Genomic DNA, 25861 nt, shown 5'->3' on the forward strand with positions numbered 1-25861 from the left:
CCCACCGTCCGCACTCGGCACGTGACACCGCATCCGGTGCTCGCGCGATCACCCCTGCCCGAAAGAGGTTCACGATGACCACCGACCTTCTTCCCGATCCGGCGGCGCAGTCGCCGGTCCGCACCGTCACCGAGTCTCCGCGTCGCTGGGCCGTGGGTTCCGCCGCAGCGGTCGGGGTGGTCGCCGGCGCGATACTGACCGACCGGCCGTCGGTGGCCTACCTCGCCGTCGGCGTCGCTGCCGTCCTCGCCGCTCGACTGCCGGACCGGTCGCGCTGGTCCGTGGCATGGATCGGCGCCGCGTTCACGCTGCTGGTGGTCCCGTTCGTCCGCGATTCGGGATGGCTCGCAGCGTCGTCCGTCGGACTGGCCGTGTGGTGTGTGGCTCTGTCGACCACGAGATCGACGACGTTCACCGCCACGGTGCTCGCGCCGATCGTGCCCGTCGTGGTGCAGGGAGCCGTGCTCCGCTCGCTCGGAACCGGTGCCGCACAGGTGACGCTCCCGTCTCGGGGGTCCGCGGTACGCACGCTGCGCGTCGTGGTGAGCACGGCCCTGCTGGTCACCGTGTTCACGCTGCTGTTCGCGGGCGCCGACGATCGCTTCGCCTCGCTCGTCGACGCGGTGATCCCGACCGTGTCCGTCGACGTCGACCCGCTGGGGCCGGTCGTGGCTCTGTGCGTCGCGCTGTGGATTCTGGGTGTCGCCCACGCGAAGCGTCACGCGATGGCACTCGATGCGCTCGCTCCTGGCGCCGGTCGACGACGACCGGTGTGGGAGTGGGCGGTGCCGGTCTGCGCGCTCGTCGTCGTGTTCGCTGCGTTCGTGGTGGTGCAGGCAGCCACGTTGTTCGGCGGACACGACCACGTGATGACGACGGACGACCTGACCTTCGCGGACCACGCCCGATCGGGATTCTGGCAGCTGATCACGGTGACAGTCGGCGTGCTCGTCGTGGTCGCCGTGCAGGTACGCAAGGTCGACGCCGAGGTGCGGCGCGACCGGGTGCTCGCGCGCATCGCCTTCGGGTCGCTGTGTGTGCTGACGCTGGTGGTCGTCTGGTCGGCGGTGTACCGAATGTCGTTGTACGAGCAACAGTTCGGTCTCACTCGGCTGCGTGTCGGGGTCATGGCCGTCGAGGTGTGGTTGGGCGTCGTCGTGCTCGCCGTCATTGTCGCCGGTGCGCGCTGGTCCGCGCGCCTACTGCCCGCGGTGATCGTCGGCACGGCGGCGCTGGGCGTGCTGGTGATGGCGGTGGTGAACGTCGATGCGCTGGTCGCGGACCGTGCAGTCGAGCGCTACGAGCGGACCGGACTGATCGACGTCGACTATCTCGGCACGCTCTCGGCGGACGCGGTGCCCGCCGTGTCGACCCTGTCGCCCACGCTGCGCGACTGCATCCTCGACGAGCCCGGGAGCGACCCGTGGTGGAACGCGAACCTCGCACGCCGTGAGGCCGCCGTCATCGCGGCGAGCGACCCTCTCGCAGAGTGCGCTCTGCCAGCTCGCGAAGCGGGCCGGTGAGTGCCGAATCGCCGGTCTCGCACGAGTGCTCGCCGATCTCGAGTCGCCACCGGAAGGTGTCGCGGGCGAGGGACGACGACTCGGGCAGGCCGTTCAACAGGGGGAGCGCACGGGTGACCAGCTGCTCCCACTCGGGTGCCGTGTCGCCGAGGGCCGTGGTGTCGACGCTGCCGCGGCGGGTCATCCCGGCCACGCCGCCGCTGCGTACCACCACGATGACCATGTCACGTCCTCTTGCTCGCCTCGTCCGCCGCATCGGACGCGGATCCCGTCCCGGCCGGCTCGAGGCCCACGGTAGTCCACCCGCCGACCACGGCGCGGTGAACGTCGGACCCGGTTCCGTACCGCGCCGATGCGGCCGCGACCGTCGCCGCGGAGAAGGCGGCGAAATCGGCGGTCGGCGTCAGGCTGCCGGACGTGAGAGCGTCGAACCAGACCTGTCCGAGACGATCCCAGGCCGGCCCGCCGAGCGCGACGGCGGCCTCGGCGAACGCGCGGTTGGGGATGCCGGAGTTGATGTGCACCCCGCCGTTGTCCTCGGTGGTCTCGACGTACCCCGCCATGTCCGCGGGCTGGGGGTCCTTGCCCAGGACGTCGTCGTCGTACGCGGTACCGGGTGCCAGCATCGAGCGGAGGGCGCTGCCCTGCACGTCGGGGAGGAAGAGCCCCTCGCCGACGAGCCAGGACGCGTCCTCGGCGTTCTGCCCACGCGAGCGCTGTTCTGCGAGGACGCCGAACACGTCGGACACCGACTCGTTGAGGGCGCCGGACTGTCCGGCGTACTCGAGCTGTGAGGTGTACTGCGTGAAACCGTGAGCCAACTCGTGCGCGATGACGGACAGCGACACGGTGAAGCGGGTGAACACCTCGCCGTCACCGTCGCCGAACACCATGCGGGTGCCGTCCCAGAACGCGTTGTCGTACTGCTCGCCGTAGTGCACCGTGGCGTCGAGCGGCAGCCCCTGGCCATCGAGGCTGGACCATCCGTAGACCTCGGCGAACAGGGCGTGGGTGACGCCGAGGCCGTCGTAGCTCTCGTCCGCCGCCGGATCGCCGACAGGTTCGCCGCCCTCGGTACGCACGACGTCGCCGGGCAGAGTCTGCGTGTTCCTCGCGTCGGCGATGGTGCGCTGCAGCCGATCCGCGACGGCGCTGCGGGGAGCGGTGGGCGACACGGTGGACCGTGTCGAGTCGCGTCGGCGCCGCATCTCGTCGTCGAGTTCCAGCGTGCGGCTCGCGACGGACGGGGCGGTGTCCAGGCGGGCACTGCGTTCCGCGGGGGCCGACGCGAGGCGCTGCAGAAGGTAGGGAGGAACGACGCCCTGGCAGCAGGGCGTGATGCGCGAGAGGTCGGGGGTGGCCACGATGAGATCCTTCCGAAGGGGAACGATCGCCACGCTAACCCCGATCACCGACAGCCCGCGCACCTCGCGGAGCTCGTACGGTCAGGGGCAGGCGACCTTCGCCTGGTCGTAGATGCGACCGGCCTCGTCGACACCGGGCTCGTTGCCGTTGTTGGTGGCCTGTGACCGGATGTCGGTGACCACGGCGTCCTTCTCCTTGCCGTCGGTGATCTGCTGGCAGATGCTGCCGAGCAGCGATTCGATGTCCTCGTCGGACTTTCCCTCGGAGAGCGCGGAGAACTGCGCCTTGTAGGCGGCGACGAAGGTCGCGCGCTTGGCGTCGTCGAACACGTTGCCGGCATCGTCGGCCAGGCTGCCGGCGCTCGACTGGATGCCGGGTGCGGCCGACTGTGCAGAGCTGAGTGCGCCCTGAGCTGCGTCGCCCACCGATTCCGCGGCGTTGTTCGCGGTGTCCTGTGCGGACTGCTGATCCTCGGAGCTGCATCCACCCAGGACCAGGGCGAGGGTGGCAGCAGCAGCGGCGAGCGTGGCGGGAAGGAGTCTCATCGGACGAACTTTACCGGGCGTACCGTCGCATTCCACCGCGAAAGAGGCCTGTGAATGACCATGATCGACGATGGCCATCACTGAACGCGGTGCGAGTGCGCGGCGGGTGCGGACGCCGATCGTGCGCAGTGCCGACGGGACATCATCCGTGGAGTCGTTCGTCATCGCCGCGGTCGCGACCATCCTGCTCACCCGCGCCTACCTCGAACTCACCGACTATCCGCAGGTGGGCGGCGGAAGCCTGCACATCGCCCACGCACTGTGGGGCGGTGCGCTGATGATGACGGCGCTCGTCGTCGGATGGCTGTTCCTCGGCTTCGGAGCGCGCTCGTCGGCCGTGCTGCTGGGCGGCGTCGGCTTCGGTCTGTTCCTGGACGAGGTCGGGAAGTTCGTGACGAAGGACAACGACTACTTCTACGGCCCGTCCGCCGAGATCATGTACGTGACGGTGGTTCTGGTCCTGGTGCTCGGACGAACCGTCCGCGACGTCCGCGAACCGACGCCACGGGAATGCCTCGCGAACGCTGCCGCCATCGCGTCGGAAGGACTCGTCGGTGGGGTACCGGGATCGCGCCGGGAGCTGGCCCGCGAACTGCTCGACCGAGCGCGGACGACTGGAGCCGATCCCGAGCTCGTCGCGAGCATCGACACCCTGCTGAGTCGGTGCGTTCCGGCACCGTCCCGGCCGACGAGTCGGCGGGCGTGGTTCTCGCGCGCCGTCCCGTCGTTCGTGACCAGTACGCGCTGGGCGATCGCGTTGTCCTGGCTCATGGTGGTCACCGCGTCCGCGACGGTCGTGGCGGGCATCGCGCAACTGGCCACGGGCGGTCTGGTCATCGAGCGCGACGACCTCGATGTCACCCTCGACCGGATGACCATCTCGGGCGGCATCCTGTGGGTGACGGCGTGCGTCACGGTCGCCCTCGGGCTCCCGTCGCTGATCGCACGGCGGCGCACCGCGTCCCTCTGGCCTCTGCACCGACTCCGGTCGGCGGCCCTGATCTACGCGTTGCTCGGTGCGCTCGTCGACTTCGCCGAGACGGGCTTCGCCGCCCTGACCAACCTCGCGATCGGACTGTTGACGCTCGCCGCGATCTCGCACCGGATCACGGTGGAGACAGCGCGAGGGTCCGCTGCGACGCGAAGTGCCGCGGTGCGCCTGTGAGCGGGTCGGTGAACTCGATGCTCCGCGCCAGCAGTCGCAGTGGATCCCGGTAGTCGTCGACGGCGACCTCGCGCGGCACGGGATACAGCGAGTCGCCGACTATGGGCAGGCCGAGAGAGGCCATGTGCACGCGTAGTTGATGGGTCTTGCCCGTGCGCGGATGCAGGCGGTAGAGCGCCAGGTCGCCCACCGTGCGCACCTTCTCGATCACGGTCTCGCTGTTCGGCTCACCCGGCACCTCGGTCGCCTGCAGTGATCCACGGTCCTTGACGATGCGGCTGATCACGGTGTGCGGGAACGAGATCGGCGAGTCGGCGGCCACCGCTTCGTAGACCTTGACCATGCTGCGCTCCCGGAACATCTCCTGATATGCGCGGCGGACGTCCTGTCGTGCGGTGAAGACGAGCACGCCCGCGGTGAGGCGATCGAGGCGGTGCGCCGGGGACAGTGCGTCGTTTCCCAGTTCGCGTCGCAGCCGGGTCAGGGCGGTCTGCACGACGAAGCGCCCCCGTGGTGTCGTCGCCAGGAAGTGCGGCTTGTCCACCACCACGATCGCATCGTCTCGGTACAGGATCGGGGCGGTGAACGGCACCTCGGGTTCCACGGGCGGATCCCGGTACAGGTAGACGTCGGCGCGGGGGACCAGGGGAGTGTCGACCAGCACGGGCCGTCCTGCGGCATCGACGACCTCGCCGTCCGTCACCTTCGCGCGCAGGGCCTCCGCATCGCGCGGAAAGCGTGCGACGAGGTACTCGACTATGGTCCTGTGCTCTGCCGGCGCGTCCGGCATGCGGATCCGCGTCGGATTGAGACCGTCTCGGATCGGCAGCGGTGCGGGCACCGGATCGAGCGTAGTGCGCCGGTACCCTCGAACGCGGTCGGCCGCGGCGAGCGGCCGAGAGAAGTCTCAGGGGGGAAGCGCATGGCACAGAAGTCTGCACACAAGTGGGTCGAGACCGACGTACCGGATCAGTCCGGCCGGACCTTCGTGGTCACGGGAGCCAACAGCGGGCTCGGCGCCGAGGCCGCGAAGGCACTCGGTCGCGCGGGCGCGACGGTGGTGCTGGCCTGCCGGACCGTGGAGAAGGCGAAGCCGATCGCGGACGAGATCGGTGAGCGCGCCGAGGTGCGTCGACTCGACCTCGCGGATCTGAGCTCGGTGCGGGAGTTCGCCGACGACACGCCCACCGTGGACGTACTGATCAACAACGCCGGCGTCATGGCACTGCCGCTGAAGCGGACGGCCGACGGTTTCGAGATGCAGTTCGGCACGAACCATCTCGGGCATTTCGCGCTGACCGGCCTCCTGCTGGACAGGATCACCGACCGCGTGGTCACCATGTCGAGTTTCATGCACCAGGTACCGGGACTGAAGCTGTCGGACCTCAACTACGAGAAGCGTCGCTACAGCCGGTGGGGTGCCTACGGGCAGTCGAAGCTGTCGAACCTGCTGTTCGCGTACGAGCTGGATCGCCGACTGCGTGCGGCGGGGTCACCCGTGCTCTCGCTGGCGGCGCATCCCGGTTACTCGAGTACCGAGTTGATGGGTCGGACGGAGAGTGTGCAGGACGCGTTCATGTCACTCGGCCGGGTCTTCGCCCAGTCGGCCTACATGGGAAGCCTGCCGGAGCTCTACGCCGCGACGGCACCGGGGCTGCAGTCCGGCGGCTACTTCGGACCGGACGGGTTCCAGGAGCTGAGCGGGCACCCGAAGAAGGTCGGATCGAACAAGGCCTCGCGTGACGAGGCGAAAGCCCGTGAGCTCTGGACCAGGTCGGTCGAGCTCACGGGCGTCACCTACCCGATCTGAACGGTCAGTCGTCGCTGACGGTGATCTGCACGTCGATGTTGCCGCGGGTCGCGTTGCTGTAGGGGCAGACCTCGTGGGCCTTGTCCGCGAGGGCCTGCGCCGTGTCGTGATCGAGGTTGGGGAGGGTCACCTCGAGGACCACGGCGAGCTCGAAGCCGCCGGCGTCGTTCGGGCCGATGCTGACCTTCGCGCCGACGGAGGAGTCGGTGACGTCGGCCTTCTGCTGGCCGGCGACGAGGCGCAGAGCGGAGTGGTAGCACGCGGCGTAGCCGACGGCGAAGAGCTGCTCCGGGTTGGTTCCGTTGCCGCTGCCGCCCATCTCGGTGGGGGCGGCGAGGTCGACGTCGACCTTGCCGTCGGTGGTGCGGCCGTGGCCGTTGCGTCCGTCGCCGGTGGCCAGTGCCTCTGCGGTGTACAGCGTCTTCATGGGTGAACCTCTCGTGGTGGGGATGGACGGGTCAGGCGGAACGAAGCGACGCGGTGGTCTTGCGGACGAGCGCGATCAGCGTGGTCGCCTCGTCTTCGGTGAGGCCGGTCGCGGTGAAGATGCACTCGGGAACGTGCGCGGCCGCGGAACGCAGGGCGCGGCCCGTGTCCGTCAGCCGGATCTCGACGCGTCGTTCGTCCTCCGCTGAGCGTTCGCGGGTGACGAGCGACAGTGTCTCGATGCGCTTGAGCAGGGGGGACAGTGTTCCGGAATCCAGGCCGAGTCGATCGCCCAGTTCCGAGACGCTGAGTCCGTCCCGCTCCCACAGCACGAGCATCACCAGGTACTGCGGGTAGGTGATGCCCAGGTCGTCCAGCAGGGGCCGGTAGACCGCGGTGGTGGCCCGCGACGCCGAGTACAGGGCGAAGCAGAGTTGCTTGTCCAGTGTCGGCGCGTCGTTCACAAGACCGAACGTAGCGCACAATTGAATTGTGCACAACCTTTTGCGCAGGACAAAAGTCCGTCGCAGCGATCGAGGCGGCGGGCGCGGGTCGGAGCGGCGTCATGGGCACCGATGGGTTTGTCGGTGTCACGACATCGACGCCTCACATCCGGGCGTGCCGGGCCATCACGACGGCGTAGACGCCGTAGAGGGCGATGCCGACTCCGGCGAGGACGAGCAGGATCTGTCCGAACGGCTGCGCCCCCAGGGTCTTGACGGCTCCGTCGAGACCCGTCGCCTTGCCGGGATCCGCGGTCAGCACGGCGGCGGCCACCAGGACACCGACACCGACGAGGGCGAGGCCCTTGGCGGTGTATCCGACCACGCCGATGACCCGGACCGGACGCCCGACGTGACCCTCGAGGTCCTTCTCGAACTTCGTGGAGATGCCTTTGTACACGTGATAAGCGCCGACGCCGATGATGACGGCCGCGGCCACGACGAGAACGACCTTGCCGATCGTCGACTCCATGAGGCGGGCGGTGAGCCCGGCGTTCTGCTGACCCGTCGACTGCCCGGCACCGCGAGCGAAGTTCAGCGCGGACCAGGCGAATGCGAGGTACACGACGGCGAGTGCACCGGCCTTGAGTCGATCGGTCGCACTGCCGGAATCGGCCTCGGTCTTCTTACCCACCACCGCCTCGAGAATGCGCCACGCGGCGAGGGCCAGGAAGGCGACGACGGCGATCCACAGCATGACGGCACCGCCGGGCTTGGAGGCCAGCTCGCCCAGCGCGCCGGACTGGTCGGCGTTGCCGCCCTGTCCGAAGGCGAGCCGCACCGCGATGTATCCGATCAGGAGGTGCAGCACTCCGCTCACGAGATGCCCTGCGCGGGCGGCTCTCTCGAACGCCGTGCTGTTCTGGATGCGGTCCCCGCGAGAGGTGTCGATCGCCATCGGTCCATGGTCCCACGTCGAGGGAGAAGAATGTCCGCTTCCGCCGCCCGGGTGCGTCGGTACGGCCGTGCGCTACAGTGCCTGTGTGCAGCGAGCATATTTTTGGTTCAGCAGGCCGGCCCTCGGTGGTCCGGTCAGCGGAACCATGCGCTGACCCACTCCACCCGACGAGCCGGCAGGACCGGCTCGCGTGGAATGCGTGTCCCGGTCGTGACGTCTCACCCGACCGCCCCGAGGACTCATCGTGACTCTCGCACTCGACACTCTTCCCGACCTGTCGCGGACAGGTCCGCTCGTCTCGCCGCGTGCGCTGCGGGACGCGGAACCCGCATCCGCCGACGCGGCTCTCCGCGTCGCCGACAGCCGTGACGCCCTGCGCGCCATCCTGACCGGAGCCGACGACCGCGTGGCCGTCGTGGTGGGCCCGTGCTCCGTGCACGACCCGATCGCGGCACTGGACTACGCCCGCCGGCTGGCCGTCCTGGCCGACGAGGTGGGGGATCGACTCCAGGTGATCATGCGGGTCTACTTCGAGAAGCCGCGGACGTCGGTGGGCTGGAAGGGTCTGCTCAGCGACCCCGGCCTCGACGGCTCGGACGATCTCGACGCCGGGCTCCGGGCGGCGCGGCGCATTCTGGCCGCCATCGTCGACGGCGGCCTGCCCACGGCGACGGAGTTCCTCGATCCTGCTCTGTCCGGCCATCTCTCGGACCTGGTGACGTACGGGGCGATCGGTGCCCGCACCGCGTCGTCGCAGGTTCACCGCCAGATGGTCAGCGGTCTGCCGATGCCGGTGGGCATCAAGAACGGAACGGACGGCGACGTGCAGGTGGCCGTCGACGGGGTGCGCTCGGCGAGGTCGCCGCACGTGTACGCCGGGGTCGACGACGACGGCCGACTGGCCGCCGTGCGCACGACGGGCAACGAGGACGCCCACGTCATCCTCAGGGGTGGGTCCTCCGGCCCGAACTACGACGCGGCTTCGGTGACCGACGCTGGGGAGCGGCTCCGGCGCTCGGGCGCGGACCCGCGGGTGGTGGTGGACGTCAGCCACGGCAACAGTGCCAAGAACCACCGACGCCAGCTCGACGTGCTGGGCGACCTCGCCGACCGGATCGCCGGCGGCGACCGCGGCGTCGTGGGGGTGATGGTGGAGAGCTTCCTCGTCGAGGGCCGTCAGGACCTCGGCACGTTGGGGGAGCCGCTCACCTACGGCCAGTCGATCACCGATGCCTGCCTCGGGTGGGCCGACACCGAACGCGCCGTGCGTGCGCTGGCCGACGCCGTCAGCGCACGCCGTGCGGTCGGAACTGGACGCTGATCCGGGGCCCCGTGGCGCGCGTGCTCTTGGGCACGCAGTGCTCCCAGGTCCGCTGACAGGACCCGCCCATGACGATCAGATCACCGTGTCCCAGAGTGTGTCTCACCGAGGGACCGCCGCCGCGCGGTCGCAGCAACAGCGGCCGTGCGGCGCCGAGGGACACGATGGCGACCATGGTGTCCTCGCGCGCTCCGCGTCCGAGGTCGTCGCCGTGCCAGGCGACGCTGTCCTTGCCGTCGCGGTAGAAGCAGAGTCCGGCCGTGGCGAAGTCCTCGCCCAGTTCGGCCCGGTAGTGCTCGCTCAGCTGTCGACCGGCATCGACCAGGACGGGGGCGGGCAGCCGCTGGGGGTCGGGGAAGAAGGAGACCAGGCGCGGGACGTCGACGACGCGGTCGTACATCGGTCGGCGTTCCGACCGCCACGGAACCTCGTCCACAAGCCGGTCGAAGACGGAGTCCGAGCCGCTCACCCAGTTCGGCAGCACGTCGATCCACGCGCCGTCGGTCAACACCGTCCGGCGGACGGACGTGAGGGAGCCGAGCGACGGTCCGTCCGCGCCGTCGTCGAACAGGGACGCCTGGAGTGCGTAGGTCACGGGGCCATCGTAGCGCGGTCGTTCGAACGTATGTTCCTACACGGCCGTCGTCACCGAACGCGGGCCAGCTCCGCTGCGCGCAGACCGACGTACAGTTCGGCGGCGTCCACCGGGTTCGTGTGATCACGGCCCGTGAGGTCGTGGATACGGCGGAGCCGGTAGAGCACGGTGTTGCGGTGGTAGTGCAAGCGGTCGGCCGCCGCGGTGGTGGAACCGGCGGCCGCGAACCACGCGTCGAGCGTCTCGAGCAGGCTGTCCCGGTCCGCGAGGCGGTGCGAGCCCTCGGCCACGGCGAGCGGACCCAGGATCTGTCGGGCGGCCCGCGCGGCGGCGTCGGGAGTCGAGACCAGCAGCAACGGAACCGGACACGCGTCGTAGCGACTGATGCGCGCGCTCCCCGGCGGTGCGCAGCGACGAGCCGTCCGGGCCTGCGCCACCGCCGTCGGGGTGGACAGCGACCGCTCGTAGTACGTGCCGACACCCAGTCGGGTGCCGTAGAGCCGGCCCAGGGTGTCCACCGCGTCGTCGAGCACCGCCGGCGCCGAGGCGACCAGCAGTCCCAGGTGACCGTCCGCATCGGTGTCCCACACCGACTCGACACCGAGCGGCAGGATGCTCTCGCGCGCGCTGCCCGGAGTGGCACCCCGGTCGACGGTGGTCTCGGCGGACACGACGGCGAAGTGGCCCGCGTCCGGGATGCGGAAGGCTCGCAGGGCGTCCTGCACGGCAGCGGGGTCCGAGGCGGTCTCGTCGAACAGAGCGCGGAGCACCATGCGGCGCGCATCGGCGTCGTCGAGGGCGAGCCGGTCCGCGGCGTCGCGATACGCCTCCGCGGCCGCGTCGGAATAGGTGTCCACCAGTGCCCACACCTCGGTGGCCATCGCGAGCAGCACCTCCGGAGCCCGGCCCGCGGCCGCCGCGGTGAGCTCGGCCCAGATCAGACGACCACCGAGGCGGAACGCGTGCAGCAACGCTGCCAACGGCACCGCGTTCTCGGCCTTGATCCGGCCGGCCGCGCGTGCGGGTTCCAGGTCGCCGCTCGCGCCCGTGGTCAGAGCGTCGAGCATGGACCGAAGATTGCCGGTGCACACCGTGGCGAGCTCGTCCCGCGTGAGCGACGTGGCCTCGAGGTACGACTGTTCGGCGATCAGGATGTCGAGGACGAGTCGCTCGCTGAGCTCGCCGACGTGCTCTCCCAGCAGCGCGGCGAGACCCTGCGAGGTGAGCGGTTCCGGTGCGGAGCGGCGGACGGCCACGGGCGTCGACATCACTCCACCGTACGGCTGTCCGGTGACAGGCACCACAGGGCGGCTGTGCCTCGGCACAAACCGGGCGCGTGAGCTGCCGACGTCCGCCTATGGCCACCCGATGTAGTACAGGTCACAATCAACGGTATGACCACAGGCGAACTCACCCCGAGTACCACCGGCGCATCCGCCTTTCCCGACGTCGACGCGGCTCTCCGCGACCTCGCACAGGGCGAGGCCGCATGGGCACGTGCCTCGCTCGGCGACCGCGCGGACCTTCTCGACCGGGTCGCGGCCATCACGGCGTCGAAGGCGCAGGAGTGGGTCGACGCGGCCGCTCGATTCAAGAAGCTGCCCGCGGCCTCCGCACTCCTCGGCGAGGAATGGCTCTCCGGGCCGTACTCCGTCGTCACCGCGTGCCACGTGCTCGCGCAGAGTCTGCGGCAGCTCGCCGTCGGGAAGAGCCCGCTCGCGGACGCCCGGATCGGCTCGGGTCCGGGCGGGCGCACCACCGTGCAGGTGCTGCCGTCGAACATCTTCGACACGCTGCTGCTCAACGGGTTCTCCGCCGAGGTGTGGCTCGAACCGGGTGTCGACGCGGACACCGCGCGCCGTGACGCCGGACTCGCGCAACGGAACCCGACCGAGACCGGGGGCATCGGTGCGGTGCTCGGCGCCGGCAACATCACGTCCATCGCCCCGCTCGACACGCTCTACGAACTGGTCGCGCACAACCGCGTCGTCGCGCTGAAGCTCAACCCGGTGACGGATCCGATGGAGCCGGTGCTCCGCGCCGTCTTCGCTCCCTTGGTCGAGCTGGGCGCGGTGCGCATCCTCACCGGTGGCCCGGACGTCGGCTCGTACCTCGTGCACCACGACGCCGTGGCGCACGTGCACATGACGGGCAGCTCGATCACGCACGACGCCATCGTCTTCGGCACCGGCGAGGAGGGGGCCGAGCGGAGGAAGGCGAACACCCCGTTGCTCGACGTGCCCATCTCGAGCGAACTCGGCGGCGTCTCGCCGGTCATCGTGATCCCGGGCGAGTGGTCCGACGCGGACATCCGGTTCCAGGCCGAGCACGTGGTGACCCAGCGGCTGCACAACGGCGGCTACAACTGCGTCGCCGCGCAGGTCGTGGTGATCTCCTCCGAGTGGCCGCAGCGCGACGCGTTCCTGGCGGCACTGCGCACGGCACTCCACGAGGCGCCGGACCGCGAGCCGTACTACCCCGGCAGCGCCACCCGCGTCGCCGGTGCCCGAGCGGACTACCCGGGCGCGGAGTCGCTCGGCCCGTCCGGCGGCCGCACCCTCGTGAGCGACCTCGATCCGGACAGCTACCGCGCTCTGCTCACCACCGAGTACTTCGCACCGGTGCTCGGTGTCATCGAGATCCCCTACACCGGGCAACGTTTCGTGGACGAGGCCGTCCGCATGTCGAACGAGGAGTTCGTCGGCACGCTCGGCGTCAACGTGATCGCGCATCCCGACACGCTGTCGTCGCTCGGCACCGCCGTCGACGAGATGCTCGAGGACCTGCGCTACGGCACCATCGCGCTCAACGCGTGGACCGGCGTCGGCTTCCTCACGGCGGCGGCGACCTGGGGTGCGTTCCCGGGCCACACGCTCGACGACGTCCAGAGCGGAATCGGCGTCGTGCACAACGCACTGCTGATCGACCGACCCGAGCGCACCATCGTCCGCGGGCCCTTCCGACCCGCGCCGCGCTCGATCCTGAAGGGCGAGTTCACCCTGTCGCCGAAGCCGCCGTGGTTCGTCACCAACCGCACCGCGGCCACCACCGCGAAGCGGTTCACCGCGTTCGCCGCGGCTCCGTCCTGGAAAGCTCTGCCCGCCATCTTCGCGTCCGCTCTGAGAGGTTGACATGACCGAGACTTCCACCGACTACGTCGTCGTCGGCGCAGGATCCGCAGGATGCGTCGTCGCGAATCGGCTCAGTGCCGCGTCGAACACCGACGTCGTCGTCCTCGAGGCGGGCCCGGAGGACAAGGACAAGTTCGTCCACATTCCCGCCGGGTTCTCGAAGCTCTTCCGTTCGGAACTGGACTGGGACTACGACACCGAGCCGCAGGCCGAACTCGCCGGCCGACGGATCTTCTGGCCCCGTGGGCGCATGCTCGGCGGCTCCTCGTCGATGAACGCCATGATGTGGGTGCGCGGGTTCGCAGCCGACTACGACGACTGGGCGGAGGCAGCGGGACCCGGGTGGTCGTTCGACAGCGTGGTGGACACCTTCCGCCGTATCGAGAACATCGAGGGTGCCACCGAGTCCGACGAGGGCAGCGGCGGACCGCTGCACGTGTCGAAGCAGCGCAGTCCCCGGTCGATCACCGGCGCGTACCTCGATTCGGCCGCGGCACTGGGCTTGTCGACGGAGCGCGCCAATCTCCCCACGCCCAAGGGCATGACCGAGACGATGGTCAACCAGAAGCGCGGCGCCCGGTGGAGCTGCGCCGACGCGTACCTGCGGCCGGCCATGTCACGGCCCAACCTCACCGTGGTGACGGAGGCGCAGGCCACGCGCGTGCTCTTCGAGGGAACCCGCGCAGTGGGTGTCGAGTACTCGAAAGACGGTGCGCTGCACACGGTTCGGGCCTCGAAGGAGGTCATCCTGTCCGGCGGTGCCATCAACACCCCGCAGTTGTTGATGCTGTCGGGGATCGGTGCGCCGGAGCATCTCGCCGAGCACGGCATCGACGTGGTGCACGCCGCCCCCGAGGTGGGCGAGAACCTCATGGACCACCTGGTGTCCGCCCTCGGATACGGGGTGCAGTCCGACACGCTGTTCACCGCGGAGAAGATCCCGGAGCTGATCAACTACCTCGCGCGTCGACGCGGCATGCTGACCTCCAACGTCGCTGAGGCGTACGGCTTCGTCCGCAGCCGCGACTCGCTCGACCTCCCGGACATCGAACTGCTCTTCGCGCCGGCGCCCTTCTTCGACGAGGGTCTCATCCCGGCGGACTCTCATGCGGCCATCCTGGCCTCGATCCTGCTCAAGCCGGAGAGCCGTGGACGCATCTCGTTGCGGTCGTCCGCACCGTTGGACAAGGCTATCGTGGATCCGCGCTACCTGTCCGACCCGGGCGGCGTGGACCGCGCGGCGATGCTCAGCGGGCTGCGCTACTGCGCCGACATCGCGCAGACGGAGCCGCTGAAATCGCGACTGGGGGAGATGGTGCGCCCGGTACTGCGCAACAGCGAGGCACTCGACGAAGCGCTGAGCGAGTCGCTGGAGACCATGTCTCACACCCTCTACCACCCGGTGGGCACCGCCCGGATGGGCTCGGACGCGGCATCGGTGGTGGATCCGGAGCTGCGGGTGCGCGGGGTGGAGGGGCTGCGCGTGGCCGACGCGTCCGTGATGCCGACGATCATCCGCGGCCACACTCACGCCCCGTCGGTGCTCATCGGGGAGAAGCTGTCGGAGTTCGTGCTCGCCTCACGCGTGTGAGCGGTACGACCCCGGTGTCATCCCGGTCCACCGTTTGAAGGCGCGGCGGAAGGCGCTGGGTTCGGAGAAGCCGAGACGCGAGGAGATCTCCTCGGCCGTCTCGCCTCGTTCGAGCCCGGCGACCGCCGCGTCGCGCAGCACCTCGTCGCGCAGCTGACCCAGTGACGTGCCCTCCTGGCGCAGCAACCGGCGCAGGTGCGGCACGCTGATGGACAACATCGTCGCGATGTCGGTGGTGGTCGAGGCGCGGCCCATCGCGCCCAGTGCGAGGGCGCGCCGCACCACACTCGCCGCGCTGGAGCCGTAGTCCCGCTCCGAGAACAGGCGATTGGGCGACTCGCGGAGGTACTCCTCGAGGCTCTCCTCCGTCTGCACGAGCGGTGACGCCATGATCGCGTCGTCGAATTCCAGTGCCGCGACGTCGGATCCGAACGTCACGTGCACCCCGAAGATGTCGTCGTACACCCGCGGCGACGGATGCTGCGGTTCGGGGAAGGGCACCTGGACGGACAGCAGTTTCACGCGCCGCCCGATGAGCCATGCCGAGAAGCGGTGCCAGAGGATGAGCAGGAATTCGATGCGGATGCGCTGCGCCGCCTCGGCCGCCTCCGGGGAGAGCTGATCGGCGATCATCGTCGGGGAGTCGACGAGTTCGAGCCGGGCGCGTCCCCCGCCGCGCATCAGCACACCGCGCGGGACGCCGGGAAAGGCGCGACCGACGTCCACCATCCGCTCGAGCGCGCTCCCCAGATCGGGGCGGTGGATCATCGTCAGACTGAGTGCCCGAAAGGTGCCGCGGCGCACCGGAGCCGATCCGAGACCCATCAGCTCGTCGCCCGTCATCTGCCACAGCGCGCGAGTGAGGCGCGTGACCTGGTCGGTGGTGAGGCGGGCGCCGGGTCGAGTGAGGACGTGCGGGTCGATGTCGGCCTCGCGCAGGCAGGCGGACAGGTCCACACCCGTCTCCCGCGCGAGGGTCACCGCCGTGCGGACGAACTCCACCGAGATGGTCGGCGGCGCCGCAGTGTCGATCGTCATGGGGTGGCGGACAATCGGGCCAAGCGCGACGCCGCGTCGGCGAGCACGTGATCCTGTTTGCAGAAGGCGAAGCGCACCAGGGTGTCCCAGCCCTCGCGGTGATCGACGAACGCGTCCACCGGTACGCCGACGACGCCGATGCGTTCGGGCAACGCACGGCAGAAACTGTCGGCGTCGGACTCGCCCAGTGGAGCGATGTCGGCGCAGACGAAGTACGTGCCCTCACTGCGCTTGACGTCCAGCCCGGCATGCGACAGCGCGGCGGACAGCGTGTCCCGCTTGGCCTGCAGTCCCGATCGCAGGGCGTCCACCCAGGCGCTCTCGTGGTCGAGGGCGTGGGCCACCGCCGGCTGGAAGGGGGCGCCGCCGACGAAGGTCATGAACTGCTTGGCCGCCTTCACCGCGGCGATGAGGTCGGCGGGTCCGCAGGCCCACCCCGTCTTCCACCCGGTGGCGTTGAACGTCTTCGCCGCGCTCGACACCGTGATGGTGCGCTCGGCCATGCCGGGGAGTGTGGCGATGGGGGTGTGGACGGCGTCGTCGAACACCAGTCGCTCGTAGACCTCGTCGGTGAGGACCAGGAGGTCGTGCTCGCACGCGACCTCGGCGATCGCGGCCGGCTCCGATGCGGTGAACACGGTTCCGGTGGGATTGTGCGGGGAGTTGACGACGATCATGCGGGTACGCGGGCCGACGGCGGAGCGCAGGGCATCGACGTCGAGGGCGAACCGATCGCCGTCGACGACGAGGGGAACGGTGCGCCGCTGCGCACCCGCGAGCGCGACGGCGGCCGCGTAGGAGTCGTAGTACGGCTCGACGAGCAGCACCTCGTCACCGCTCTCGACGAGGCCGAGCATCGCAGCGCTGATCGCCTCGGTGGCCCCGACGGTGACCAGGATCTCCGAGTCCGGGTCGTACTCGGTGCCGTAGCGGCCGGCCCGGTCCCGAGCGACGGCGTCGCGCAACACCGCCATGCCCGGCCCGGGCGGGTACTGGTTGAGGCCGGACGCGATGGCCTCGCGCGCCACCTCCAGCATGCGCGCGGGGCCGTCGGTGTCCGGGAAACCCTGTCCGAGATTGACGGCGTCGTGCGTGGCCGCCAGCGCGGTCATCTCCGCGAAGATGGTGGACGCGAAGGGGCGCAGCCGGGCGACGGTGCGGGAAGGCCGGAGGCCGGCCGGACTCGATGCGCGGTCGTTCGACGTCACAGCCATGAGGGGGAGCCTAGCGTTCGAGTCACGAGTCCCTCGACGCGTCAGTCCGCGCGCTTCTGCAGCAGTTCCTCGGGCAGGTCGTGGGGGTCGATGAGGAGCTGATCGTTCTCGGCCTGCCGCACGGTCTCCGACACGGACAGGTTCTTGCGCAGCAGCTTCCACTCGACCGGATCGATGGCCTCGATGGCCGTCCGCAGCACGGTCCTGTCCCGCGTACCCCAGGCGATGGGCATGGGGCTGACCATCTGCCACGTCTCCGAGATGGATTTGGCGCTCCGGTCGGACAGCACGGCCACGGAGGGGACGCGCTCGCCCTCGGTCATCGTGTGTCCCGGCAGCGCCCGCACGTTCCGGACGACGAGTGCGTAGTGCGGGACGGTGGTCTCCGGCTTGGCGATGTCGATCAGCGCGAGGATCGTGGCTCCACGCGGTCGCGTCTCCGACACCATGGCCGGCACCAACGCGCTCGAGGCGTACAGCTCGTCGATGGACCCGACCTTGCGGGGCGCCCACACGGACACCCACAGCGACATCAGGGCGGCCACGGCCAGCACCGCACACAGAATGTAGGACCACGCGTGGTCGAGGACGAACAGCCAGGCCGCGCCGCCCGCGAGGAGCACGGCGAAGACGACGGACGAGATGCGCAACCGCCGCACGTCGCCGAGGGTCTCGTTCACCGACCGGGCGTGCGCGCGGTCGACGGGGAAGTCGAAGGTGCGCACGTCAGATCGCCGGTCCCAGGAGGTCGTCGGCGTCGGTGATGCGATACGCGTAGCCCTGCTCGGCGAGGAAGCGCTGGCGGTGAGCCGCGTACTCCGCGTCGAGGGTGTCGCGCGAGACGACCGAGTAGAAGTGCGCCTGCCCACCGTCGTGCTTGGGGCGCAGCAGTCGGCCCAGTCGCTGGGCCTCCTCCTGCCGGGATCCGAAGGTGCCCGAGACCTGCACGGCCACCGAGGCTTCGGGGAGGTCGATGGAGAAGTTGGCGACCTTGCTCACCACGAGGGTCTTGATCTCGCCGCGGCGGAACGCGTCGAAGAGCAGTTCGCGCTCCTTGTTCTTGGTCGAGCCCTGGATCACGGGAGCATCCAGGGCCGCACCCAGCTCGTCGAGCTGGTCGAGGTACGCGCCGATGACGAGCGTCGGTGAGTCCTCGTGCCGCGCCAGGATCGACTTCACCACGGCGATCTTCGTGTGCGCCGTGGAGCACAGCTTGTAACGCTCCTCCGGCTCCGCCACGGCGTACGACATGCGTTCCGCGTCGGTCAGAGTGACGCGCACCTCGATGCACTCGGCCGGCGCGATCCAGCCCTGTGCCTCGATGTCCTTCCACGGTGCGTCGTAACGCTTGGGGCCGATGAGCGAGAACACGTCGCCCTCGCGGCCGTCCTCGCGCACCAGCGTCGCGGTGAGTCCGAGTCGGCGTCGCGACTGCAGGTCGGCTGTCATGCGGAACACGGGAGCGGGGAGGAGGTGCACCTCGTCGTAGATCACCAGGCCCCAGTCGCGGGAGTCGAAGAGCTCGAGGTGCTTGTACTCACCCTTGGTGCGGCGCGTGATCACCTGGTAGGTCGCGATGGTGACCGGGCGGATCTCCTTGCGCTCGCCGGAGTACTCGCCGATCTCCTCCTCGGTCAGGGAGGTTCGGGCGATGAGCTCGCGCTTCCACTGCCGACCGGCGACGGTGTTGGTGACGAGGATCAGTGTGGTCGCGCGGGCCTTGGCCATGGCCGCGGCGCCCACCATCGTCTTGCCGGCACCACAGGGGAGGACGACCACACCGGATCCGCCGGCCCAGAACGAGTCGGTCGCCATCTGCTGGTAGTCGCGTAGCTCCCAGTGGCCACCGGAGAAGTCCAGATCGATGGGGTGCGCCTCGCCGTCGACGTATCCGGCCAGATCCTCGGCCGGCCAGCCGACCTTGAGGAGCATCTGCTTGAGGCGCCCGCGCTCACTGGGGTGGACGAGCACGGTGTCGTCGTCGACCTGCGCGCCGAGCATCGGCGCGATCTTCTTGTGCCGCATGATCTCGGTGAGCACGGCGCGGTCGAGGCTCACCAGGGACAGCCCGTGCACGGGCGACTTGACCAGCTGGAGCCGGCCGTAGCGGGCCATGGTGTCGACGATGTCGACGAGCAGGGGCTGCGGAACCGCGTAGCGGGAGAACGTCACGAGGGCGTCGACCACCTGCTCGGCATCGTGGCCCGCGGCGCGCGCGTTCCACAGCGCGAGCGGGGTGATGCGGTAGGTGTGGACGTGCTCGGGTGCGCGTTCCAGCTCGGCGAACGGAGCGATGGCCGCGCGGGCCTGCCCGGCGAGCTCGTGGTCGACCTCGAGCAACAGGGTCTTGTCGGACTGGACGATCAACGGTCCGTCGGTCACGGTCTCTCCTTCACGCGCCCCGCATGGACGAACCGGGGCGCAACCAGTCCATTGTGCCTTGCACCGGCGCGGCGGTTCAGGCGAGCAGGGCCACCGACGTGATGCGGTGCAACGTGAAGTGACGCATGACACCGGCGTCGGGGTCCCACGCGTCGAGTTGGCCGCCGCCGACGGTCACCGGTTCGACGACACGGTTGCTCGAGACACCGGCAGCGTCCACGTAACCGATGCTGATCGGTGAGCGGGACAACGCGGCGCGCTGGAGAAGCGCGATCGTCGCGGCGCCGGACGCACGGGTGCCGTCGGACCGCACCCGTTCACGCTCGGTCCGGCGCACCTCTCCGGCTCGGGTGCCGGCCCGCATCTCCGAGACGAGGCGCCCCAGTTGCTCGTCCGTGGGGACGGCGGGCGTGCGGTAGGGCGAGCGACCGCGACGGGGGACGACGCGCGCACCGCGATCGCGGACGTCGACGATGGTGCCGGAGGAGTCCTCGCCCGCGGGTGCGAACCCGGCGGCGCGCAGCCCGGCCAGCACGTCGGCAAGCGGCGCCTGCGAGATCGCGACGGTCGGGGCCAGTGCCCGCAACGCGAGGGCCTCGGCGGCGGAGGAGGAGAGCACCTCCGCGAGCAGTGCGGGGTCCTCGCAGCGGACGAAGGACGACGCCACCCCGGCACGAAGGCGTCCGTGGCGGCGGGCGACGTCGTCGATGAGGTAGGTCAGCGACTGCGGGACGGGCGTCCGCGAGTGGGTGGCGAAGAGTGCATGGAGCTCCGCGGCGGTGGTGCCGCCGTCCAGAGCACGTCGCAGCGTCCGCTCGTCGATGCGGTACATCGTCGCGGCGCCCGCCGACTCGATGTCCGCGACCGTCGCCATCCGCTGCGCGAGCTCGGGAGTCAACGGCCCGGGGGCGACGACGGTCAGGTCGGCCTGGACCAGAACGTGGTCGATGGGGTCGGGCAGGACGCGGTGCATCGCCGCCGCGGCCGAGGAGGGATCACCGATCAGTGCGCGTCCGGGGGTGGACAGTGCTCCGCGGCCGACGACCCCGAGAGCGCCGGCCTCGGCCAGGTAGCGGGAGACCGGGCCGACGCCCAGGCGAGCGGCGAGGCGAGGCCTGCGCCAGGTGGCGATGCGGACGACGTCCTCGGTGGCGAGGGCCTTTCCCGAGGCGAGATCGGCGATCACGCCCAGCACGATCCGCCGGTCTCGGGGCGCGGCGGCCGAGCGGGCCTCGTCGGACAGTGCGGCGATCGGCTTGTCGTTGGCGTCGCGCATGCCGATCAACCACGGCACCCTGGGCAGATCCAGCCAGGCTCCGGCCAGGGTGGCCCAGCGCTGTGCCGGCGATGCGGTGACCCACGCGTCGACCGCGGGGGTGGGCGTCCACATGTCGTCGATGTCGGTGAGCGGTCCCGGATCGGGCAGCCCCACCGCGATGAGTCCGGCGCCCGCCAGGACCTCGACCAGCAGGCCGACCCGCGCCTCGTCGAGATCGGCTGCCTTCGCGATGCGTCGGATCTCCCGGACGCCGAGTCCCCCCGCCTTGAGTGCGGGCGCGGGTGTGCGGGAGAGCGAGTCGACGATGTCCTCGCAGTGCCGCAGCAGCTCGAGGGCCTCCCCGGCGGCGGCCGCGTCGACGTCCGCCACCCCGACAGCGGTGGTCGACGCCGCCGGTGGGGCCAGCGACACCGGATCGGTGACGGGCTCGCCGCGGAGTACCTGCGAGACCTGCGGCGGCAGTTCGACCGTGTTGTCGTCGAGCCAGGTGAGCAGCCCGGCGGCGAGCAGGCGCTGGACGGGCCGATCCGCGGGCGTACCGGGTGCAGCGTCGCGCGTCCGGCCGATCGACGACGAGCGGGTCAGCGTGGTGAGCAGCTCACGGCTGCGGTCGTCGATCTCCGCGAGCTTCGCACCGACCACCTCGGCGGTGAGCGAGGCGTCGACGTCGAAGAACCGTCCGACCCGCCACGGCACGGCGTCGCGTGCGGCCGCGACCAGGGTGAGCGACGTCGTGCCGCGCACCAGCGCACGCGCACGCAACACCGACAGAGCCGCGTCGACCGCCTTCTTCGTCGCTCGGCGGCCGACGATCTCGTCGAGTCGGGCGCGGGCGACCGGGGCGGTGTCGGCGCCCCCGTGCGCGAGCAGCTCCACGACGGTCAGGCACGTGGTGTCCAGGTCCTCGGCCGCGCGCAGTACCGAGGCACGTTGCTCGGACCGGCCCGCCAGAACCTCGAGTGTGGGCGGCGGCGGGATGGTCAGATCGGGGCGGAGCCGCAGCAGTTCGGCCAGTTCGTCGTCGCTGCGCGCGGACAACCACTCGGTGAGTGTGTCCGCCGGCGTGCCCTCGTTGTCGGTCATCGAGGTCAAGCGTAGAGACCGGTCCAGGGACCTGGACTGGCAGAGGCGCTACTCCGAATGGTGAAATGAACCATGGCGAACTCAGAGAAGAAGCGATATGTCGACCCGGGCTGGCCGCACAGTGCGGACGACGACGATCATCCCGTCACCGAACTGATGTCGGCGCGCGCCGGAAACCTGTCCCCGTTCGGTGAGGAGACGGAGTTCCCGCTGCCGGTGGACTCGCTGCCCTACGCGCATCCCCACACGGTCATCAACCGCTGACGCGCGAGACACGAGAAAGGCCCCCACCAGTCGGTGGGGGCCTTTCTCGTGGAGTGGGTCAGCGGGGCAGGAGATCCTGGTTCGCTGCGATGAAGCTCGCCACCTGCGGATCCGCGGTGGCGGCCTGGACGAAGCCCAGGATCGCCGGATCGTTGGTGAAGTTCTGGACGACCTGGGTGAGTCCCTGCACGGCCTGCTCGGTCGACGGGATGCTCGTCAGATCGGGGAGTGCCGGTGCGGTGGGCGCCGTGGTCGCCGGTGCGTCGCGCTGCGTCGGGCCGCTGCTCAGTCCGAGCTGCGAGGAGCAGGACGGCCAGGCGCCCCAACCCTGCGACTCGAGCACGCGCTCGGCGACGACGATCTGCTCTTCACGGCTGGCCTGGTTCGCGGTGGCCGCGAACTCTCCGCCGCCGTGTCCGGTCCAGGTGCTCGGCGAGAACTGCAGGCCGCCCTGGAAACCGTTGCCGGTGTTGATGCCCCAGTTGCCGCCGGCCTCGCACTGCGAGAGACGGTCCCAGTCGGAATCGGGGGCTGCGTTGGCCGTGCCGCTGAATGCGAGACCTGCGGTGCCGACCAGTGCGCCGGTGACGGCGACCTTGGCGACGGTCTTGCCCGTGGTGCTCGGCTTGCGATGACGTCCGCTCATAAGGGTAGAAATCCTCTCCACACGCGCCTGCGAGGTCAGCTGTCGGATTCGGGCTGAGAGGTAGCCCGGCCTCGGTGCGCTCCTGGCTGGAGCGGAGAGGCTTCACCCCTAGGTCGACTGCTCGGTGCCCTGTGGGGCGCCGCGAGAGCCGGCCGGATATCTACGAAGGACGTGTGGGTCCCCCGCCCTCGTCCCTGATCATGTCTGTGAGGGATGTCCGGTACCCGCGGGACGAGGTTTGGCGCGGCGGGCCGGACGTCGGCCGAACTTCCGGCCGTGATGGACAGTATTACGAAACGGGCACACATGTCACTGTTCGATAACTTCCCCTGGTGCGCGCGTCGCGCCGCCGTTGTGAGGTGTTCGAACGGGTCGTCGCAGCTAGGACGGCGAAGGCGTGCTGACCACCGTCTCGTCACCCGTTCGTGACCGCTTCGTTATGTGTCCGACGTCACATGTGCGCAGGATCACAGCCACGACGACGAGCACCAGGACACCCGTGGTCGGGTAGACGGTCTGCAGCACCACACCCTCGAGTCGGTTCGACGGCGGGAGCATGAAGGTGCCGATCGCGTAGACGTCACCGGGCGCCACCCAGAACCAGGCGATCTGCGGCAGGCTCGCGACGAGCGGCAGGAGCCAGGCGAGCGGGTTCGAGGCACGCAGTGCGACGTCCATGCAGACGATGACCAGCGGCAGGAGCCACACCCAGTGGTGACCCCAGGAGAACGGGGACACCAGAGGCGCTGTCAGGCCGATGACGATCAAGCCGAGGAGCGGCAACCCCCGGCGGTGCGCCGCGGCGCCCACGAGAAGGCCGGCCACGCAGACGGCTCCGGCGATGACGATCCAGAGCAGCGTCGGCGCCTCGGTCATGCCGAACCACCTCGGTATCGACGCGCGCAGCGACTGGTTCGCGCCGGACGAGATGTCGCCGATGCGGGACGAGTCGGAGATGGCGCCGAACCAGTAGGTGACCGCGTCGGAGAAGAGCACGACGAAGCCGAGCACCACGGTCGCCGCGGCGGTGACGACGCCGACGACCAGTGCCCGCCACTGCCGTGTCAGCGCGAGGTGGACGAGGAACAGTCCGGGAGTCATCTTGATGCCGGTGGCGATGCCGACCCCGATGCCGCGGAGCCGGCTGCCCTCGGGCCGCGACAGGTCCCACAGCACCAGCGCCAGGAGCACGAGATTGATCTGACCGAGCCAGATGGTCATGCGCACCGGTTCGAGCCACGTGAAGACGATGGACAGTGCGGCGCTGACGATGCGGAGACTGCGGTCGTCGCGGAAGCCGAGGACCATCCAGCAGGACCGGACGATCAGATAGAGCAGCGCGATGTTCCCGAGCCAGAAGACGATGTTGGTCGTCGCGGTGGACATCGCCCCGAGAGGTGCGAACACCAGCGCGGCGAACGGGGGATACGTGAAGGGGAGTTCGCCGACCAGATCGTGGGCGTACAGCGGGGACGAGTCGAGCACCGTCGCTCCGCCGGCGCGGTACACGAGAGCGTCGATGCCGAACCGGAACAGCCCGAACTTGGGGACGTCGAACGGGATGAGCCGATCGTGCGCGACGAGCGCCACGGCGGCACCGATCACGGTGAGGGCGACGAAGATCCTGTGTGATCCGAAGGTGCGGTCATCGGATTTCTTCAGTATCACGCACAGGATGGTAGACCGATCCGACGTGTATCACCCCTCGGGCCACGCCGAGAAGGAACCGTTCGTTCTGTTGAGTGCGCGCCCCGACGTCAGTAACGCGTGGCCACGAACGGTGCGTCCGAGTCGACGATGTCCTTGCCCAGCGGCATGAGCGACACCGGGATCAGCTTGAGGTTCGCCAACGCCAGCGGGATCCCGATGATGGTGATCGCCATGGCGATCGCGGTGAGGATGTGCCCGATGGCCAGCCAGATTCCTGCCACGACGATCCAGATCACGTTGCCGATCACCGAGGCGACGCCCGCCGTGGGCTTGTCCACCACGGTCCGGCCGAAGGGCCACAGGGCGTACACCCCGATGCGGAACGCCGCGATACCGAACGGGATGGTGACGATGAGAATGCAGCAGACGATGCCGGCCACGAAGTAGCCGAGAGCGAGCCACAGGCCGCCGAAGATCAACCAGATGACGTTCAGCAGCAAGCGCATGCGACCAGTATGCCCGGTTCCGCCGTGTCAGCGCCGGGCTCGGCGGCCCGACCGCAGCGCGTGGATCAGCCCGAGCAGGAACCCCAGCGGGCACAGCATCGCCGAGAGATAGATCCACAGTCCGGGCGGATCGTCCCAGACGAGCAGCGCCACGAACATGACGACGATCGCCAGCAGGCCCAACCCGAAACAGAGGAGGGCGGCGACCAGGAGCGCCGGGGTTCCGGTACGGGGGGAGTCGGTCACGAGAGAGCACACTATCTCTCCGGCCTTCCCGCCCTGATGCCCCGACCGGCCTCCGGCCTTCCCGCCCTGATGCCCCGACCGGCCTCCGGCCTTCCCGGCGCCTGCCCCGCGATATCGAGGTGCTCGTCGTTCGCGCAGCGGAGTACCATCGACTCATCGCGTCCCGAGCGCCAGGGCCCGTCATGGGCGGCGGCAACGGGCGCGATTATTCATGTGACGCGATCAACGAGACGAATGGGTGAGATCGGTGCCGACCGGCAAGGTGAAGTGGTACGACGTCGACAAGGGTTTCGGCTTCCTCTCGCAGGACGAGGGTGAGGACGTGTACGTCCGGTCGTCCGCGCTCCCGCAGGGAGTCGAGGGCCTGAAGGCCGGCCAGCGCGTCGAGTTCGGCATGGCCGCCGGACGCCGCGGACCCCAGGCGTTGTCGCTGAAGGTTCTCGACCCGGCGCCCTCACTGCGTCAGGCGGGTGCCGCCGCCCGCCGCGATCAGCCGACCGCTCGCAAGCACACGCCCGACGAGTTGCACGGCATGGTCGAGGACATGATCACGCTTCTGGAGGCCACCGTGCAGCCAGAGTTGCGCAAGGGCAAGTACCCCGACCGCAAGACCGCCCAGAAGATCTCCGAGGTGGTCCGGGCCGTCGCCCGCGAACTGGACAGCTGACCCGGGCGCTCAC

Annotated in this window: 26 protein-coding genes and 1 riboswitch; of the genes, 8 read left to right on the forward strand and 18 right to left on the reverse strand. The window is 69.8% G+C overall.

The features are described 5' to 3' along the window. Nucleotides 1-74: 74 nt before the first annotated feature. On the forward strand, nucleotides 75-1523 hold the full coding sequence (locus tag ASG69_RS01150; protein WP_056446790.1) for a DUF4153 domain-containing protein: 1449 nt from the start codon (nucleotides 75-77) through the stop codon (nucleotides 1521-1523). On the opposite strand, the gene ASG69_RS01155 is transcribed toward ASG69_RS01150, so the two are convergent. The 3 genes from ASG69_RS01155 to ASG69_RS01165 form a co-directional block, all read right to left on the reverse strand. Next, complete coding sequence (locus ASG69_RS01155) at nucleotides 1462-1746, reverse strand: protealysin inhibitor emfourin (RefSeq protein ID WP_027504254.1); 285 nt, start codon at nucleotides 1744-1746, stop codon at nucleotides 1462-1464. The genes ASG69_RS01150 and ASG69_RS01155 overlap by 62 nt on opposite strands. 1 nt (nucleotide 1747) lies before the next feature. Next, on the reverse strand, nucleotides 1748-2887 hold the full coding sequence (locus ASG69_RS01160) for a M4 family metallopeptidase (protein ID WP_235578797.1): 1140 nt from the start codon (nucleotides 2885-2887) through the stop codon (nucleotides 1748-1750). An 81-nt stretch (nucleotides 2888-2968) separates the two neighbouring features. Continuing rightward, nucleotides 2969-3433 carry a hypothetical protein gene (locus ASG69_RS01165; protein ID WP_056446792.1) on the reverse strand — a complete coding sequence of 155 codons (465 nt, stop codon included), beginning with the start codon at nucleotides 3431-3433 and terminating at the stop codon, nucleotides 2969-2971. A 70-nt stretch (nucleotides 3434-3503) separates the two neighbouring features. Here ASG69_RS01165 and ASG69_RS01170 point away from each other — a divergent pair, with 70 nt between their 5' ends. Next, a complete protein-coding gene (locus ASG69_RS01170) occupies nucleotides 3504-4598 on the forward strand; it encodes a hypothetical protein (RefSeq protein ID WP_056446796.1) in 1095 nt (364 codons plus the stop codon). On the opposite strand, the gene ASG69_RS01175 is transcribed toward ASG69_RS01170, so the two are convergent. Further along, nucleotides 4540-5388: a pseudouridine synthase gene (locus ASG69_RS01175; RefSeq protein WP_200933717.1), complete on the reverse strand. Its 849-nt coding sequence runs from the start codon at nucleotides 5386-5388 to the stop codon at nucleotides 4540-4542. The genes ASG69_RS01170 and ASG69_RS01175 overlap by 59 nt on opposite strands. A gap of 132 nt (nucleotides 5389-5520) precedes the next feature. Between ASG69_RS01175 and ASG69_RS01180 the strand changes: the two genes are divergently transcribed. Next, complete coding sequence (locus ASG69_RS01180; RefSeq protein WP_056446802.1) at nucleotides 5521-6408, forward strand: oxidoreductase; 888 nt, start codon at nucleotides 5521-5523, stop codon at nucleotides 6406-6408. A gap of 4 nt (nucleotides 6409-6412) precedes the next feature. Here the strand turns inward: ASG69_RS01180 and ASG69_RS01185 are convergent, their stop codons facing one another. From ASG69_RS01185 to ASG69_RS01195, 3 genes are all read right to left on the reverse strand, one after another. After that, on the reverse strand, nucleotides 6413-6835 hold the full coding sequence (locus ASG69_RS01185) for an organic hydroperoxide resistance protein (RefSeq protein ID WP_027504250.1): 423 nt from the start codon (nucleotides 6833-6835) through the stop codon (nucleotides 6413-6415). Between the two features lie 31 nt (nucleotides 6836-6866). Then, nucleotides 6867-7298: a MarR family winged helix-turn-helix transcriptional regulator gene (locus ASG69_RS01190; RefSeq protein ID WP_056446805.1), complete on the reverse strand. Its 432-nt coding sequence runs from the start codon at nucleotides 7296-7298 to the stop codon at nucleotides 6867-6869. A 142-nt stretch (nucleotides 7299-7440) separates the two neighbouring features. Then, entirely contained in the window at nucleotides 7441-8235 is a 795-nt protein-coding gene (locus ASG69_RS01195; RefSeq protein ID WP_056446809.1) for a DUF1206 domain-containing protein, read from the reverse strand. Nucleotides 8236-8479: 244 nt separating this feature from the next. Between ASG69_RS01195 and ASG69_RS01200 the strand changes: the two genes are divergently transcribed. Further along, nucleotides 8480-9556: a 3-deoxy-7-phosphoheptulonate synthase gene (locus tag ASG69_RS01200; RefSeq protein WP_037183986.1), complete on the forward strand. Its 1077-nt coding sequence runs from the start codon at nucleotides 8480-8482 to the stop codon at nucleotides 9554-9556. On the opposite strand, the gene ASG69_RS01205 is transcribed toward ASG69_RS01200, so the two are convergent. Continuing rightward, the gene (locus ASG69_RS01205) at nucleotides 9522-10151 is read right to left on the reverse strand and encodes an alpha-ketoglutarate-dependent dioxygenase AlkB (protein ID WP_056446811.1); all 630 of its coding nucleotides are present in this window, start codon (nucleotides 10149-10151) and stop codon (nucleotides 9522-9524) included. The genes ASG69_RS01200 and ASG69_RS01205 overlap by 35 nt on opposite strands. Before the next feature lie 50 nt (nucleotides 10152-10201). Beyond that, a complete protein-coding gene (locus ASG69_RS01210) occupies nucleotides 10202-11419 on the reverse strand; it encodes a PucR family transcriptional regulator (protein WP_056447502.1) in 1218 nt (405 codons plus the stop codon). 126 nt (nucleotides 11420-11545) lie between these two features. On the opposite strand from ASG69_RS01210, the gene ASG69_RS01215 reads away from it, so the two are divergent. Together ASG69_RS01215 and ASG69_RS01220 are read left to right on the forward strand one after the other, a co-directional pair. Then, the gene (locus tag ASG69_RS01215) at nucleotides 11546-13282 is read left to right on the forward strand and encodes an aldehyde dehydrogenase family protein (RefSeq protein WP_056446813.1); all 1737 of its coding nucleotides are present in this window, start codon (nucleotides 11546-11548) and stop codon (nucleotides 13280-13282) included. Between the two features lies 1 nt (nucleotide 13283). Continuing rightward, nucleotides 13284-14873 (forward strand): GMC family oxidoreductase, encoded by a 1590-nt coding sequence (locus ASG69_RS01220; RefSeq protein ID WP_027504243.1) that lies wholly within the window; start codon nucleotides 13284-13286, stop codon nucleotides 14871-14873. On the opposite strand, the gene ASG69_RS01225 is transcribed toward ASG69_RS01220, so the two are convergent. The 5 genes from ASG69_RS01225 to ASG69_RS01245 form a co-directional block, all read right to left on the reverse strand. Beyond that, nucleotides 14862-15911 (reverse strand): AraC family transcriptional regulator, encoded by a 1050-nt coding sequence (locus tag ASG69_RS01225; RefSeq protein ID WP_056446817.1) that lies wholly within the window; start codon nucleotides 15909-15911, stop codon nucleotides 14862-14864. The two genes, ASG69_RS01220 and ASG69_RS01225, sit on opposite strands and share 12 nt — an antisense overlap. Then, nucleotides 15908-17125: a pyridoxal phosphate-dependent aminotransferase gene (locus ASG69_RS01230; RefSeq protein WP_056446820.1), complete on the reverse strand. Its 1218-nt coding sequence runs from the start codon at nucleotides 17123-17125 to the stop codon at nucleotides 15908-15910. Before ASG69_RS01230 ends, ASG69_RS01225 begins: the two co-directional genes overlap by 4 nt. Before the next feature lie 41 nt (nucleotides 17126-17166). Continuing rightward, on the reverse strand, nucleotides 17167-17850 hold the full coding sequence (locus tag ASG69_RS01235) for a DUF3239 domain-containing protein (RefSeq protein WP_056446823.1): 684 nt from the start codon (nucleotides 17848-17850) through the stop codon (nucleotides 17167-17169). A 1-nt stretch (nucleotide 17851) separates the two neighbouring features. Beyond that, entirely contained in the window at nucleotides 17852-19507 is a 1656-nt protein-coding gene (locus ASG69_RS01240) for a DNA repair helicase XPB (protein ID WP_027504240.1), read from the reverse strand. Between the two features lie 76 nt (nucleotides 19508-19583). Then, nucleotides 19584-21869, reverse strand: coding sequence for a helicase-associated domain-containing protein (locus tag ASG69_RS01245; protein ID WP_056446826.1), 2286 nt, complete (start codon nucleotides 21867-21869; stop codon nucleotides 19584-19586). Nucleotides 21870-21941: 72 nt separating this feature from the next. Here ASG69_RS01245 and ASG69_RS01250 point away from each other — a divergent pair, with 72 nt between their 5' ends. Beyond that, a complete protein-coding gene (locus ASG69_RS01250) occupies nucleotides 21942-22133 on the forward strand; it encodes a hypothetical protein (protein ID WP_027504238.1) in 192 nt (63 codons plus the stop codon). A 58-nt stretch (nucleotides 22134-22191) separates the two neighbouring features. On the opposite strand, the gene ASG69_RS01255 is transcribed toward ASG69_RS01250, so the two are convergent. The 4 genes from ASG69_RS01255 to ASG69_RS01270 form a co-directional block, all read right to left on the reverse strand. Further along, the gene (locus ASG69_RS01255; RefSeq protein WP_027504237.1) at nucleotides 22192-22779 is read right to left on the reverse strand and encodes a transglycosylase family protein; all 588 of its coding nucleotides are present in this window, start codon (nucleotides 22777-22779) and stop codon (nucleotides 22192-22194) included. An 8-nt stretch (nucleotides 22780-22787) separates the two neighbouring features. Beyond that, a riboswitch (cyclic di-AMP (ydaO/yuaA leader) is annotated at nucleotides 22788-22994 on the reverse strand. Nucleotides 22995-23160: 166 nt separating this feature from the next. Beyond that, nucleotides 23161-24447: a glycosyltransferase 87 family protein gene (locus ASG69_RS01260; RefSeq protein ID WP_056446829.1), complete on the reverse strand. Its 1287-nt coding sequence runs from the start codon at nucleotides 24445-24447 to the stop codon at nucleotides 23161-23163. An 89-nt stretch (nucleotides 24448-24536) separates the two neighbouring features. Further along, complete coding sequence (locus tag ASG69_RS01265) at nucleotides 24537-24935, reverse strand: YccF domain-containing protein (protein WP_056446832.1); 399 nt, start codon at nucleotides 24933-24935, stop codon at nucleotides 24537-24539. Nucleotides 24936-24962: 27 nt separating this feature from the next. After that, nucleotides 24963-25181, reverse strand: a complete 219-nt coding sequence (locus ASG69_RS01270) for a hypothetical protein (protein ID WP_056447504.1) — start codon at nucleotides 25179-25181, stop codon at nucleotides 24963-24965. Nucleotides 25182-25428: 247 nt separating this feature from the next. Between ASG69_RS01270 and ASG69_RS01275 the strand changes: the two genes are divergently transcribed. Then, nucleotides 25429-25848, forward strand: coding sequence for a cold-shock protein (locus ASG69_RS01275; RefSeq protein ID WP_027504234.1), 420 nt, complete (start codon nucleotides 25429-25431; stop codon nucleotides 25846-25848). Nucleotides 25849-25861: the final 13 nt, after the last annotated feature.

The sequence above is a fragment of the Rhodococcus sp. Leaf225 genome, assembly GCF_001426145.1.
In the GTDB taxonomy this organism is placed as follows: Bacteria; Actinomycetota; Actinomycetes; order Mycobacteriales; family Mycobacteriaceae; genus Rhodococcoides.